The following is a 13,839-nucleotide window of genomic DNA, read 5'->3' on the forward strand; positions in this document are numbered from 1 at the left end:
ATTGATGCCGAGCGGTTCTTGGCCGAGTAAGCCAGCTTGACCGGCGCCTCGAAACCAGGAACCAGACGCTTGTAGCTGTTGGTGCCAGGGTTGGTGATGGCGTTCAGGGCACGGGCGTGCTTGATGATGCCGCCGATGTAGTACAGCGCAAAGTCGGACAGTCCGGCATAGCCGTCACCGGCAAACAGGTTCTTGCCGTCTTTCCAGATCGACTGGTGCACGTGCATGCCGGAGCCGTTGTCGCCAACGATGGGTTTCGGCATAAACGTGGCGGTTTTACCATAGGCATTGGCCACGTTTTGCACCACGTATTTCAGGACCTGGGTCCAGTCGGCGCGCTCAACCAGCGTGCTGAACTTGGTGCCCAACTCGCATTGGCCGGGGGCGGCCACTTCGTGGTGGAACACTTCAACCGGAATGCCCAGCGACTCCAGAATCAGCGACATCTCTGCGCGCATGTCTTGCGTGCTGTCCACTGGAGGCACGGGGAAGTAGCCGCCTTTGGTGGTGGGACGGTGGCCACGGTTGCCGCCTTCCATTTTCTTGCCAGAGTTCCAGGGTGCTTCGTAATCGTCGATCTTGAAGAAACAGCCCGACATGTCGGTGTTCCAGCGCACGTCGTCAAACAGGAAGAATTCCGGCTCCGGACCAAAGTAGGCGGTATCTCCCATGCCGGAGGCCTTGAGATAGGCTTCGGCACGATGGGCCACCGAGCGTGGGTCACGCTCATAAGCCTTGCCATCGCTGGGTTCGATCACGTCGCAGCTCATGAAGATGGTGGTTTCTTCAAAGAAAGGATCGATGTTGGCAGTATTGGGGTCGGGCATGAGTTGCATGTCCGAGGCCTCGATGCCTTTCCAGCCCGCCACGGATGAACCGTCAAAGGCATGACCTGAAGTGAATTTGTCTTCGTCAAAGTGGGACACAGGCACGGTGACGTGCTGTTCTTTGCCACGGGTATCGGTGAAACGGAAGTCAACAAATTTGACTTCATTGTCTTTCACCATCTTCATCACGTCTGCGACGGTCTTGGCCATTGATTACTCCAAAGGAATAGTTGTTGAAAAGAGGTTTGAGCTTGAGAATGCAGGTTTTGTGCCAGACCCATCGCTATTCGATCAGATCCGTCATGGGGCATATTTTGCCTTGAGTTTCAACACTTTCAAATAGGTTAGCGGCGAGGGTACGTGAATTAAGACCATTCATCGGTTCATCCGTCCAACACAATCGCACCAATTATGTGCACTAAATTGCACTCAAGACCAGCAGCTCATGAACGCACCAATTCAGGGCCAAATTTGACTCGAAATGGTGCCAATCCATCCAACAGCGCGGCAAACGCAGGGGCCACAGCATCAGGCGCTCCTTTGACCCCAAGCTCAATGTGGCGTCCGTATTCCGGATGGTCAACGCTGGGCAGGCTGAACACCTTGATACCGGTAAAATCACGCTCAATGGTTTCCATCAGGGGTGTCAGAGTGGCTTCCATCGCACCAAAAACGACCACCGAACGCTCCAGCCAGGCATCCTTGGCAAAAAATACCGGGTAATGGGTGTCAAGCACCCACGCCATCATGGGCCAGGCCATGACCGGAAACCCTGGCACGAAGTGGACATGGCCACAACTAAAGCCAGGAATCTTGTTGTAGGGATTGGGAATAATTTGCGAGCCCTGCGGAAAAACACCCATATTGAGCCGGTGCAGGTTGTCGGCCTGCATTGGGTCATAGGTTTTGCCCTGCTCCAGCGCCACGTCCTGCATGCGTTGCTCAATCAAGACCTTGGCTTGCGGATGCAGTTCCAGCTTGACGTCCAGCGCGCGCGCGGCGCACTGGCGCGTGTGGTCGTCGGGTGTGGCGCCAATGCCGCCGGTGGAAAACACAACATCACCCGACACAAAAGCGCGTTGCAAGGCGGCAGTGATGCGCTCAGGTTCGTCGCCCACGTATTCGGCATAGGCCAACGACAAGCCCCGCGCCTTGAGCAATTCAATCATCTTGGGCAAATGTTTGTCGGCCCGCTTGCCCGACAAAATTTCGTCGCCAATGATGATCAGGCCGAATTTCGGGGCAACGTCAAGGTTGGGCAGGTGTTGCAGGTTCAGGTCGGTCTGGTGCATGGCTAAATGGCAGGGTCAAAGAATCAGGCGGCATGGCGTCGGGTGGCGTTGGCGCAGAAGCGGCCTGGGCACGTTCGGTCCTCAAGCCTTGCAAGGCAGCCAGACAAAAGTGCGCAAACCAAAGCGAGGCCAAGGCAAACACCATCGTGTAAAGCCAGATCGCCAGAGGCACCAGCACGACAAACGCCGCCACAAACAAAACACCCGAGGCCCAGATCAGACTGGGGGCTGCGCCCAAATAGCCACAAAACAGGCCAATGCCGAGCAAACTGAGCCGGTGGCGACGGAAAATCTCGCGCCGCTCCTCGCTGCTGGCATGTTCAGCCAATGCATCAAAAGCCATGACCCGGTAAGTAAGCCAGCCCCAGATGAGCGGCGGCAGAATCAGGATCAAGGGCGGAATCAGCCACAGCGGCACCGACACGATCAGCGCCACCAAGGCCAACAAGGTGGACACCAATGACCACCACAGACTGGCAAGCAGGGAACCACCGCGTTTGCGTTCAAGTGAAGGAAATCGATTTCTCGCCACCATGGCAGTCAGCGCCGGGGTCATCATGAGCGCCACCACCAGCAGTGAACACACCACGATGACCGGTGTCATCGCAAAAATCACGATCAGAGGTGCCAGTACGATTTTCAGGTTGCCCAAGCCAAAACTCTGCAACCAGCCTGAAATGCTGGTCATCAGGGCCGAGGATTCGAGCCACAGACGCACCGAAGCCAGCACGCCATCCCAATACAAGTAGCCCAGGCCCAGCGCCAGGGCAGTCATCAGCAACAGCGGCAAAAACGACAAGACCATGACCTTTGGCTTCAAGCCATAGGCCACCGCACGCCAGAAGGAATCAAACAACAGTCTCATGGGGTCAAGCATACCCCAGCAGGCGCGCCCGCAATGCTGGCCAAATCCGCCGCGCGCAACCACCGCCATTGGCCCGGTGCCAGATCATCGGGCAAACGCAGCCCGCCAATTTGCGAACGATGCAAGGCCTCCACCCGGTTGCTCACGGCAGCCACCATACGTTTGACCTGGTGGTATTTGCCCTCGGTCAGTGTCAGCCGCAAATGGAACTCAGACACCGCCTCGCAGGCGGCCGCACGCACCGGCTTGGGGTCATCATCAAGGACCACACCGGCCAGCAACTGGCTGACCTGTCGCGCATCCAGCGGGTGCTTGACCGTGACCTCATAAACCTTGGGCACATGGTGGCGCGGCGAGCTCATGCGGTGGATGAATTTGCCGTCGTCGGTGAGCAACAGCAGACCGGTGGTGTCCTGGTCCAGCCGACCCACTGCCTGAACGCCTTGCACAGCGCCTTTTTGCGGCCGCAGTCGCAGCGGTGACGGCAGCAAGGTGTAGATGCTGGGGTAGGTGGACGGCTTTTGTGAACACTCGGTGGCAGCCGGTTTGTGCAGCATGATGTAAGCCTTCCCGGCGTAGGGCCAGTCCACCCCCTGCACCTGAAAGCGCAGCCCTTCTGCTTCGAATTCAGCCGTCGACTGAACACATTTGACTGGGGCCGGCGGTTCGCTGCGATCGTAAACCTGAACAAGCCCCTGCTGGATCAACCCGGCGCAGACACGCCGGGTACCAAAGCCTTGTGAATAAAGAATGTCTTGAAGCTGCATGCGCCGAGTATCGCAAAGTACGCAGCGCCAGCGCGACCGGGCACGCTGCAGAGTCCATGCGCCTCAGGGCTGCAGCAGTCGCGCCGCCTCACGTGCCGCCACAACACCTTCATCGGTAGGAACCACCCAAACTTCCACGGCACTGTCTGGCGTGTGGATCGACATCACCTGGTCGGCCGTCGCCTGTGCATTGCGCACGGGGTCAATTTGAACACCCAGCCACGCCATCCTCTGCCCAAGCTCAGTCCGCAGGGCCACGTCATGCTCGCCGATGCCACCACTGAATGCCAGCACATCCAGCCCTTGCAGGCAAGCGACAAGAGCCCCGCTTTCACGCGCCACCCGATAGGTAAACATGTCCACCGCCAACCTGGCGCCAGGCGAGGTGTCAGCCCGCAGGCGGCGCATATCGGCGGATACCCCCGACACACCAAGCAGGCCGCTCTGCTTGTACAACAGCTTTTGCAGGCGGTCATGATCCCATCCCTGCTCCATCAGATACAGCAGGACACCCGAATCCAGCGACCCAGGGCGGGTACCCATCATCAAGCCGTCCAATGCCGAAAAACCCATGCTGGTCGCGCAACTCCGGCCGGCCCGGGCCGCACAGAGACTGGCACCATTGCCCAGGTGCGCCATCAGCACCCGGTCGTTGCCGCGGGAACTGCTTTGCTGCAACACACCCATGACATACTGGTACGACAGACCATGAAAACCGTAACGGCGCAGCCCCTGCTGGTACAGCACTTCTGGCAAGGCATAACGGTAATCCACCTCGGGCAAAGTGGCATGGAAAGCCGTGTCAAAACAGGCCACCTGCGGCAATCCGGCAAAGGCCTGCGCAAAGGCGCGTATGCCCTCGAGATTGGCAGGCTGGTGCAAGGGTGCCAGGGAAATGAGTTGCGTCAGGTCGGCCAGCACGGAATCGGTGACCAGCACACTGGCGCGGTATTGCGCGCCACCATGCACGACCCGGTGCACCACCGCTTGCATGGCTGGGATGTTCGGCAACGCTGCGAGCAGATCACGCAAACTCGACAGGGCCTTGGCAAAGACCTGCTCGGTGCCCAAATTCAGCTGGCGACTGTGGCTCTGGCCTTGAAAGGTCCAGCGCATTTCAGGTGAACCGCCCGGCTCAAGACCCTCAATGTTGCCCGTGAGTATCTGAGGCGTAACTTGACGCTGGACCAGCGGATACAGTGAAAATTTCAGACTCGATGAGCCCGCATTGACCGACAAAATAGACATGATTAAACCTTTACCAAACGGGACGGGGGTGATCACGGCGCGCGTTATGCGCAACCAACAAGGCAAGCAGTGCCGAGGCCACCCGGTTCGAGGGACCATCCGCACGGCTGGTGAGCGCAATGGGCACCCGGGCGCCCAACACAATGCCGGAACCGCTGGCACCAGCCAGGTATTCCAATTGCTTGGCCAGCATGTTGCCGCTCTCCAGATCAGGCACCGCCAGGATGTCTGCATGGCCTGCAACCACTGATTGAATATTCTTGATTTGTGCGGCTTGCATCGAAATGGCATTGTCAAAAGCCAGCGGCCCATCGAGCACACCGCCGGTAATCTGGCCACGCTCGGCCATTTTGCACAGGGCTGCGGCATCCAGCGTGGAAGGCATGCTGGGGTTGACCATTTCCACCGCCGACAAAATGGCGACTTTGGGCGCGGCCACACCCAGGATGCGTGCGAAGTCGATGGCGTTTTGAATGATGTCCACTTTCTCCTTCAGGCTGGGATGGATGTTGAGCGCGGCATCGGTGATCAACAAGGGCTTATGGTAGAGCGGCACATCAAAACGAAACACATGCGACATGCGCCGCCCCGTGCGCAAGGCCGGCTTGGCCAGCACCGCGTGAATCAGTTCGTCGGTGTGCAGGCTGCCCTTCATGAGCATCTCGACCTCCCATGCGGCCGCCATTTCGGCGGCTTTTTCAGCTGCTGCGTGGCTGTGTGGCACGGACAGGATTTCAATACCCGTCAAATCAATACCCGCTTCTGCGGCCACATGGCGAATGCGCATCTCGGGACCAATCAAAACTGGCACGATCAGGCCATAACGGGCAGCATCCATGGCCCCACTGAGCGACCCTTCGTCACAGGGGTGCACCACGGCACAGCGCACCGCTTCAAGCTTGCGCCCCAGCGCCAACAGGTTATTGAAGCGCGCCTGCGGATCAAACAACTGGATCTGTGGCGCTGTCACGCGCGGCAAACGCACCTTGTCGGTCGGTGCTAGCACCTTGGCAATACCGCTCAGAACCAACTCACCACGCTGATTGGACACCCGGCAGTCAAGCTCCACGCTCTTGTTTTCCGGATGCAGGGCCATCACGGTCACGGTCACGGTGAGCGTGTCACCAACGCGAACCGGTTTGACAAAATGCAGGGCCTGATCCTGGTAAATGGTGCCGGGACCAGGAAACTGGGTGCCCAACAAGGCCGAAATCAGCGCCCCGCTCCACATGCCGTGGGCTATCACACCATGAAACAGACTGTCGCTGGCATAGGCCGAGTCCAGATGCGCCGGGTTGGTGTCGCCTGAAACAGCGGCAAAAGCCTGGATATCTTCGAGCGTCAAGGTGCGCAGCAAACGGGAACTTTGCCCGAGCTTGATCTCGGAGTAGGTGTAGTTTTCAACCAGTTCAGTTTCCGAAGGCAGGTTCATTTCAGTCCACCAATATTAAAAATACAGCGCATAAACCTAGTTAACTTTAAAAAAATCATCCAGATCCAAACCGTCAGCACCCGGCTCGAATCCCTGACGAATCAGGTGTTCTTCAGCCTGCGTCATTGCCTGAAGTGTCACACTCAAACCGTTGTTATTCAGGCTGGCCACCTCCAGTTGAAGTCGCAACACCAGCAAACCGCGCAACTCATCTTGCAGGTGACTCCGGCGACGATCAGCACTGACGTTCACCTGGGCCAGGCCAATACTGGCTGTACGTCGCTCATTGACAATCGGTTGCGTCTGTCGCGTTGCCATCAACATGTCCATGGCAATAGGATCATTCAAGGAAACATGCAGGGCCGAGGCCAGTCGGGCAATACGGACATTGAGTCCGTTCATGGAAGTGCACAGGCGTTGGGTCAGCTGATCGTTAACCTGCACAGCTATGACTCACATTTTTGTCATGCATAAATAAATTACTTAAAACAGCATTTTAGGGTAAACCCTAGGTGCCAATCTGCAACAGTCGGCACAATTTCATGCAAAAAAGAGCGTTGGCAACGCCGCACTGTACGGCCATAGCGGAATCACACCCCGCTTCAGACAACAAAAAACCCGCCGAAGCGGGTTTTTTGTTGAGCTTGAAACGTTAGGACATGAGCCAATTACTTGGCGCGGGTACCCACCACTTCAACTTCAACGCGACGGTTTTTGGCGCGACCTTCTTTGGTCTTGTTGTCTGCCACAGGCTGTGCCTCACCCTTGCCTTCGGTGTAGATACGGTTCTTTTCAATGCCCTTGGACTCCAAGTATGCCTTGACAGCCTCAGAACGACGTACCGACAGTTTTTGGTTGTACCCATCGGGGCCAGTGGCGTCGGTGTGACCGACGGCAATCACCACTTCAAGATTGATGTCCTTGACTTTGGCTGCCAGATCATCGAGCTTGGCTTTGCCTTCAGGCTTGAGCACTGATTTGTCGAAATCAAAGAAGGCATCTGCGGCGTAAGTCACCTTGGCAGCAGCGACAGGCGCTGGCGCGGGTGCGGGTGCTGGTGCCGGCGCAGGAGCGACGACTACTGGTGCTGGCGCAGGTGCGGCCACTGGTGTTGGAGCAGGTGCCACAATGGCGCCATCGCAACCGACAGCGGCAGTAGCAGGAGTCCAGTAGGCATTACGCCAGCAGAGTTCGTTGGTGCCATTTTTCCAGACGGTGCCGTCGGAACTGCGCCAGTTATCAATGGTTTGGGCGCCGGCAGCAGTTGCCAGGGCTGCAGTAGCGATTAGCATGGCCACTTTATTCAATTTCATCAGGGTTCTCCTTAAGGAAAAAATCCGCAGCGAACTGCGTCGATATAGGTACACCCAAGATGCCTATCAAGTTGGGCGTTAAAGTCATTGTGCCACAGCATAGTTTGCATGACATGCACAAAATCAACGCTTCCTCTCTTTCTCAAGTCGACCAGAGACTATTTGGCGCAAGCGTTGCTAAGCAGCGACAAACGCACAGCTTAAAATGAGCAGCTAACTCAGATCTTGCCTCGCCTCAAGTCCATCCCATGACCCAGTTCGCCAAAGAAACCTTGCCCACCAGCCTTGCCGACGAGATGCGCCGCAGCTATCTGGACTACGCCATGAGCGTCATCGTCGGGCGGGCCTTGCCTGATGCGCGTGACGGTCTTAAACCGGTACACCGTCGCGTGCTGTTTGCCATGCACGAGCTCAACAACGACTGGAACAAGGCGTACAAAAAATCGGCCCGTATCGTCGGTGACGTGATTGGTAAATACCACCCGCACGGCGACCAGTCGGTCTACGACACCATCGTGCGCATGGCACAGGACTTTTCCATGCGCCACATGCTGGTGGACGGCCAGGGCAACTTCGGCTCGGTTGACGGCGACAGCGCCGCGGCCATGCGTTACACCGAAATCCGCCTGGCCAAAATTGCGCACGAGATGCTGGCCGACCTGGACAAGGAGACAGTGGACTTCGGCCCTAACTACGACGGCTCCGAAAAAGAACCTCTGGTCATGCCGTCACGCCTGCCCAATTTGTTGGTCAATGGTTCCGGCGGCATTGCGGTGGGCATGGCCACCAACATCCCGCCGCACAACCTCAATGAAGTGGTCGATGCCTGCCTGCACCTGTTGCGCAATCCTGAGGCCTCGATCGACGAGCTGATGGAAATCATTCCGGCACCTGACTTCCCCACCGCCGGCATCATTTACGGCATCAACGGCGTCAAGGACGGCTACCGCACCGGCCGCGGTCGTGTGGTGATGCGCGCCAAGTGCCACTTCGAAGACATCGACAAAGGGCAACGCCAGTCGATCATCGTGGATGAGTTGCCCTACCAGGTCAACAAAAAGACCCTGCAGGAACGCATGGCCGAGCTGGTGCACGAGAAGAAGATTGAGGGCATCAGCCACATCCAGGACGAGTCCGACAAATCGGGAATGCGCTTGGTGATTGAACTCAAACGCGGTGAAGTGCCCGAGGTGGTGCTGAACAACCTGTACAAGCAAACCCAGTTGCAGGACACCTTCGGCATGAACATGGTGGCCCTGATCAACGGCCAGCCCAAGTTGTGCAACCTGAAGGACCTGATCGAGGTCTTCCTGCAGCACCGTCGTGAAGTGGTGACGCGGCGTACCGTGTTCAACCTGCGCAAGGCGCGCGAACGCGGCCATGTGCTCGAAGGCCTGGCTGTGGCACTGGCCAACATCGACGAATTCATCCGCATCATCCGCGAATCGCCCACGCCACCCGTGGCCAAGGCCGAACTGATGAGCCGCGCCTGGGACAGCACGCTGGTGCGCGAAATGCTCACCCGCACCCGTGCCGACGGCGGTGTGGTCAATGCTGACGACTACCGCCCCAACGGTCTTGAAATGCAGTACGGCATGGGCAAGGACGGCCTGTACCGGCTGTCTGAAACCCAGACCCAGGAAATTTTGCAGATGCGTCTGCAGCGCCTGACCGGCCTGGAACAGGACAAAATCGTGGCCGAATACAAAGAGGTGATGGCCGAGATTGATGACCTGCTCGACATCCTGGCCCGGCCCGAGCGCGTTTCCATCATCATCGGCGAAGAACTAACCGTCATCAAAACCGAGTTTGGCCAGACCAAACTGGGGGCACGCCGCTCACTGGTGGAACACAGCTCGTTCGACCTCTCCACCGAAGACCTGATCACTCCCACCGACATGGTGGTCACCTTGAGCCACAGCGGCTACATCAAGAGCCAGCCCTTGAGTGAATACCGGGCGCAGAAACGTGGCGGGCGCGGCAAGCAGGCCACCGCCACCAAGGAAGACGACTGGGTCGACCAGTTGTTCATCGCCAACACGCACGACTACATCCTGTGCTTTAGCAACCGCGGCCGCATGTACTGGCTCAAGGTGTGGGAAGTCCCGCAGGGCTCGCGGGGCTCACGGGGTCGCCCCATCGTCAACATGTTCCCGCTGCAGGAAGGTGAAAAGATCACCGTGGTGCTGGCGCTGACCGGTGAGAAACGCTCGTTCCCTGCCGACCAGTATGTCTTCATGGCCACCAGCATGGGCACGGTCAAGAAAACCGCTCTGGTTGAATTTTCCAATCCGCGCAAGGCCGGCATCATTGCCGTTGATCTGGACGAAGGCGATTACCTGATTGGTGCTGCCCTGACCGACGGCCAACATGACGTGATGCTGTTCTCTGACGGCGGCAAGGCGGTGCGCTTCGACGAAAATGATGTGCGCCCGATGGGCCGGCAGGCGCGCGGCGTGCGCGGCATGACGCTCGAAGAAGGCCAAAGCGTGATCGCCATGCTGGTAGCAGAGGACGAAACACAGAGCGTGCTGACCGCCACCCAGAATGGTTATGGCAAGCGCACCAGCATTGCCGAGTACACCCGCCACGGCCGTGGCACCAAGGGCATGATTGCCATTCAACAGAGCGAGCGCAACGGCAAGGTGGTGGCCGCCACGCTGGTGCACGCCGACGACGAAATCATGCTGATCACCGACAAGGGTGTGCTGGTGCGCACCCGGGTCTCTGAAATCCGTGAACTGGGTCGTGCCACCCAGGGCGTGACACTGATCGGCTTGGACGATGGCTCGGAGTTAAGCGGCCTGCAACGCATTGTGGAAAACGATGCCATTCCCACCACCGAAGACACCACGGACGATGACAACGATGCGACCGTATAACTTTTCCGCCGGACCCGCCGTCATGCCCGACGCGGTGCTGGCCGAGGCCGCCGCCGAGATGCTCGATTGGCATGGCAGCGGCATGGGTGTGATGGAAATGAGCCACCGGGGCAAGGAATTTGGCGCCATTCACGCCCAGGCACTGGCTGATCTGCGCGAGTTGCTGGCGGTGCCAGCGCAATTCAAGCTGCTCTTCATGCAGGGCGGCGGTCTGGCTGAAAACGCCATCGTGCCACTGAATTTGTCAAAGGGTCAGACGGCTGACTTTGTGGTGACCGGCAGCTGGAGCCAGAAATCCCTGGGGGAAGCCCGCAAGTACTGCACCGCAACTGAGGCGGTCAACACCAAGGGTAACGGCCATACCACGCTGGCCGACCCGGCCAGCTGGCAACTCAGTGACAAGCCGGCGTACGTGCACATCTGCAGCAACGAAACCATCAACGGCGTCGAATACCACACCTTGCCCGACCTGAAAGCACTCGGCTGTGATGCCCCGCTGGTGGTGGACTTTTCCTCGCATGTGGCCTCACGTCCGGTCGACTGGTCGCGCGTCGGGCTGGCGTTTGGCGGTGCCCAGAAAAACCTGGGGCCGGCGGGTTTGACGCTGGTGGTGGTGCGCGAAGACCTGCTTGACCGCGCGCTGCCGATTTGCCCCAGCGCCTTCAATTACCGCACCGTGGCCGACAACGATTCGATGTTCAACACACCGCCCACCTACTCGATCTACATCGCCGGGCTGGTGTTCAAGTGGCTTAAAAGCCAGGGCGGCATCGCAGCGGTTGAAGCCCGCAACATCGCCAAGGCCGAACTGCTGTACGACGCCATCGACAACTCCGGCCTGTACCTCAACCGGGTGGCCAGGGATTGCCGCTCGCGCATGAATGTGCCGTTTTACCTGCGCGACGAAAGCCTCAATGACGCCTTCCTCAGTGGCGCCCGTGAACATGGCCTGCTGCAGCTCAAGGGCCACAAATCCGTGGGTGGCATGCGCGCCAGCATTTACAACGCCATGCCGCTCGAAGGCGTGCAGGCGCTGGTCGACTACATGCGTGACTTTGAAGCCCGACGCGGCTGAAGCCATGGCTTGCCACACTTCACCCGCAATGACGATTACTCTTTCACTTGAACCGGCCCATGGCAAAAACCCTTCCCGAGTTGCGCACCCAGATTGATGCCCTTGACCTGGAGCTGCTGGCCCTGCTCAACCAGCGCGCTAGCCTGGCCCATGAAGTGGGCGAAATCAAGCGCCTGGACGGCTCGGCCGTGTTCCGTCCGGACCGTGAGGCGCAGGTCATTGCCAATTTGCAGGCCCACAATGGCGGCCCGCTCAAGGACCACAGCCTGAGCTTGATCTGGCGTGAAATCATGTCGGCCTGCCGTGCCCTCGAAGCGCCGCAACGGGTGGCTTACTTGGGGCCGGCGGGCACCTTCAGCGAACAGGCCGCTATCCAGTTCTTTGGCGGCAGCATGTCACGCGTGTTGTGCGTCAGCATTGACGAGGTGTTTCGCGCCACTGCGGCCGGCAGCGCCGAATTTGGCGTGGTGCCGATCGAAAACTCCTCCGAGGGCGTCATCTCGCGCTCGCTCGACCTGCTGCTCAACTCGCCGCTGCACATCATTGGCGAGACCAGCTTTCTGGTGCGGCACAACCTGCTGCGCCTGGAGCCCTCGCTGCACGATATCGAGGCCGTTTACGCCCATCCGCAAGCCCTGGCACAGTGCCAGGACTGGCTCACCACCCACCTGCCCCATGCCGAGCGGCGCGCTGCCGCCAGCAACGCCGAGGGCGCCCGCCTGGCCGCCACCAACCCGGCCTGGGCCGCCATCGCCAGCGAGCGCGCCGGCAGTGAATTTGGCCTGCACATTGCGTCTTACGCGATCCAGGACGATGCCTTCAACCGCACCCGTTTTGCCATCATCTGCCTGCCGCAAACGCTGGCCGCACCGCAAGCCACGGGCAATGACTGTGTCAGCCTGATCGTCTCGGTCACCAACCGGCCGGGGGCCGTGCACGACCTGTTGGTGCCGCTGAAGAAACACGGTGTTTCCATGACCCGCTTTGAGTCACGGCCGGCGCGCTCGGGACAGTGGGAATACTATTTTTACATCGACCTGCAAGGTCACCCGAGCCAGCCTCATGTGGCTGCCGCACTGGAAGAATTGCGCGGACTGTGCGCGTTTTACAAAGTGCTGGGCACCTACCCGGTCAGCGAGTAAGCATGTTTGCGCAACTCGGATTGATCGGCTGCGGCCTGATGGGCGGCTCATTTGCGCTGGCGCTCAAACATGCCGGACTGGTGCAACACGTGGTGGGTTACAGCCCGTCGGCCAGCACTACCCAGAAAGCCCTGCGACTCGGCGTCATTGACGTGGCTGCAACATCTGCTTTGCGGGCGGCAACCGGTGCCGACATCGTGCTGATGGCGGTGCCAGTATCCGCCACGGAAGCCACCCTGCAGTTGATTGCGCCCGCCGTCACGCCGCAGATGCTGGTCATGGACGTGGGCTCGACCAAGGCTGACGTGCTGGCGGCTGCACAGCGTGGCCTGGGCGAGCGGATCGGCTCGTTTGTGCCAGCCCACCCGATTGCCGGCAAGGAAAAGGCTGGCGTGGAACACGCCGACGCCAAGCTGTACCAAGGCTGCCAGGTGATCCTGACACCGACGGCCGACACCCTGAGCAAGCAGGGCCAGCAGGCGCTTGAAGTCTGGCAGGCGCTGGGTTGCAAGGTGGTGCAGATGTCGCCCGAGGCCCATGATGCGGCCTTTGCGGCAGTTAGCCACTTCCCTCATCTGCTGGCATTTGCCCTGATGAATGCTGTGACAGGCCAGCCCCAGGGACAGGAATTCTTGGCGCTGGCAGGCCCCGGATTTCGCGACTTCACCCGCATCGCTGCCAGCGACCCCAAGGTGTGGCGTGACATTTTCCTGTCCAACCGCCAGCAGTTGCTGGTGCAAAGCCAGCAACTGCAAACCCAATTGCAGGCGTTCGAGGCCCTCATGGTGCAAGGCGATGGTGTAGCGATCGAAGCGCTGATTGCGCAGGCCAGTTCGGCGCGCAGCCAATGGCATCTCAAACAACATCACCACCCCAAACCCGCATGCTGAACACCGTCTTCATCGATCTGCCGCCTTTGCTGTCTGCTGGCGGCGCCATCACCTTGCCAGGCTCCAAAAGCATCTCAAACCGGGTATTGCTGCTGGCCGCCCTCAC

The 13,839-nt window shown here is 59.2% G+C and carries 12 protein-coding genes; 4 read left to right on the forward strand and 8 right to left on the reverse strand.

Annotated features, from left to right (window positions below; genetic code table 11):
* From glnA to ompA, 8 genes are all read right to left on the reverse strand, one after another.
* The coding region (gene glnA, locus NDI87_RS12285) for a type I glutamate--ammonia ligase (protein ID WP_296275555.1) at positions 1-1,037 on the reverse strand (1,037 nt) is incomplete at its 3' end.
* Between the two features lie 233 nt (positions 1,038-1,270).
* Complete coding sequence (locus NDI87_RS12290; protein WP_296275556.1) at positions 1,271-2,119, reverse strand: molybdopterin-binding protein; 849 nt, start codon at positions 2,117-2,119, stop codon at positions 1,271-1,273.
* On the reverse strand, positions 2,076-2,984 hold the full coding sequence (locus tag NDI87_RS12295; RefSeq protein ID WP_296275558.1) for an EI24 domain-containing protein: 909 nt from the start codon (positions 2,982-2,984) through the stop codon (positions 2,076-2,078). Before NDI87_RS12295 ends, NDI87_RS12290 begins: the two co-directional genes overlap by 44 nt.
* Entirely contained in the window at positions 2,981-3,751 is a 771-nt protein-coding gene (locus NDI87_RS12300) for a 16S rRNA pseudouridine(516) synthase (RefSeq protein WP_296275559.1), read from the reverse strand. Before NDI87_RS12300 ends, NDI87_RS12295 begins: the two co-directional genes overlap by 4 nt.
* 63 nt (positions 3,752-3,814) lie before the next feature.
* The gene (locus NDI87_RS12305) at positions 3,815-4,999 is read right to left on the reverse strand and encodes an acetate/propionate family kinase (RefSeq protein WP_296275560.1); all 1,185 of its coding nucleotides are present in this window, start codon (positions 4,997-4,999) and stop codon (positions 3,815-3,817) included.
* Between the two features lie 10 nt (positions 5,000-5,009).
* Positions 5,010-6,431 (reverse strand): bifunctional enoyl-CoA hydratase/phosphate acetyltransferase, encoded by a 1,422-nt coding sequence (locus NDI87_RS12310; RefSeq protein ID WP_296275561.1) that lies wholly within the window; start codon positions 6,429-6,431, stop codon positions 5,010-5,012.
* Between the two features lie 36 nt (positions 6,432-6,467).
* A complete protein-coding gene (locus tag NDI87_RS12315) occupies positions 6,468-6,833 on the reverse strand; it encodes a hypothetical protein (RefSeq protein WP_296275562.1) in 366 nt (121 codons plus the stop codon).
* 266 nt (positions 6,834-7,099) lie between these two features.
* Positions 7,100-7,747, reverse strand: a complete 648-nt coding sequence (ompA, locus tag NDI87_RS12320; RefSeq protein WP_296275567.1) for an outer membrane protein OmpA — start codon at positions 7,745-7,747, stop codon at positions 7,100-7,102.
* 245 nt (positions 7,748-7,992) lie between these two features.
* Here ompA and gyrA point away from each other — a divergent pair, with 245 nt between their 5' ends.
* From gyrA to NDI87_RS12340, 4 genes are read left to right on the forward strand one after another with little or no spacing between them, the layout of a single operon-like run.
* A complete protein-coding gene (gyrA, locus tag NDI87_RS12325; RefSeq protein ID WP_296275563.1) occupies positions 7,993-10,626 on the forward strand; it encodes a DNA gyrase subunit A in 2,634 nt (877 codons plus the stop codon).
* Entirely contained in the window at positions 10,604-11,701 is a 1,098-nt protein-coding gene (serC, locus tag NDI87_RS12330; RefSeq protein WP_296275564.1) for a 3-phosphoserine/phosphohydroxythreonine transaminase, read from the forward strand. Before gyrA ends, serC begins: the two co-directional genes overlap by 23 nt.
* 59 nt (positions 11,702-11,760) lie before the next feature.
* Positions 11,761-12,843, forward strand: a complete 1,083-nt coding sequence (pheA, locus tag NDI87_RS12335; protein ID WP_296275565.1) for a prephenate dehydratase — start codon at positions 11,761-11,763, stop codon at positions 12,841-12,843.
* A gap of 2 nt (positions 12,844-12,845) precedes the next feature.
* Positions 12,846-13,733: a prephenate dehydrogenase/arogenate dehydrogenase family protein gene (locus NDI87_RS12340; protein ID WP_296275566.1), complete on the forward strand. Its 888-nt coding sequence runs from the start codon at positions 12,846-12,848 to the stop codon at positions 13,731-13,733.
* Positions 13,734-13,839: the final 106 nt, after the last annotated feature.

It is taken from the genome of Rhodoferax sp., from assembly GCF_023701345.1.
Classification (GTDB): domain Bacteria; phylum Pseudomonadota; class Gammaproteobacteria; order Burkholderiales; family Burkholderiaceae_C; genus Rhodoferax.

Bases quoted from the DNA above. Each gene is read 5' to 3' on its own strand.
- pheA (WP_296275565.1), top strand. From the start codon at position 11,761: ATGGCAAAAACCCTTCCCGAGTTGCGCACCCAGATTGATGCCCTTGAC.
- serC (WP_296275564.1), top strand. From the start codon at position 10,604: ATGACAACGATGCGACCGTATAACTTTTCCGCCGGACCCGCCGTCATG.
- NDI87_RS12290 (WP_296275556.1), bottom strand. From the start codon at position 2,119: ATGCACCAGACCGACCTGAACCTGCAACACCTGCCCAACCTTGACGTT.
- NDI87_RS12315 (WP_296275562.1), bottom strand. From the start codon at position 6,833: ATGAACGGACTCAATGTCCGTATTGCCCGACTGGCCTCGGCCCTGCAT.
- gyrA (WP_296275563.1), top strand. From the start codon at position 7,993: ATGACCCAGTTCGCCAAAGAAACCTTGCCCACCAGCCTTGCCGACGAG.
- NDI87_RS12300 (WP_296275559.1), bottom strand. From the start codon at position 3,751: ATGCAGCTTCAAGACATTCTTTATTCACAAGGCTTTGGTACCCGGCGT.
- NDI87_RS12305 (WP_296275560.1), bottom strand. From the start codon at position 4,999: ATGTCTATTTTGTCGGTCAATGCGGGCTCATCGAGTCTGAAATTTTCA.
- NDI87_RS12340 (WP_296275566.1), top strand. From the start codon at position 12,846: ATGTTTGCGCAACTCGGATTGATCGGCTGCGGCCTGATGGGCGGCTCA.
- NDI87_RS12295 (WP_296275558.1), bottom strand. From the start codon at position 2,984: ATGAGACTGTTGTTTGATTCCTTCTGGCGTGCGGTGGCCTATGGCTTG.
- NDI87_RS12310 (WP_296275561.1), bottom strand. From the start codon at position 6,431: ATGAACCTGCCTTCGGAAACTGAACTGGTTGAAAACTACACCTACTCC.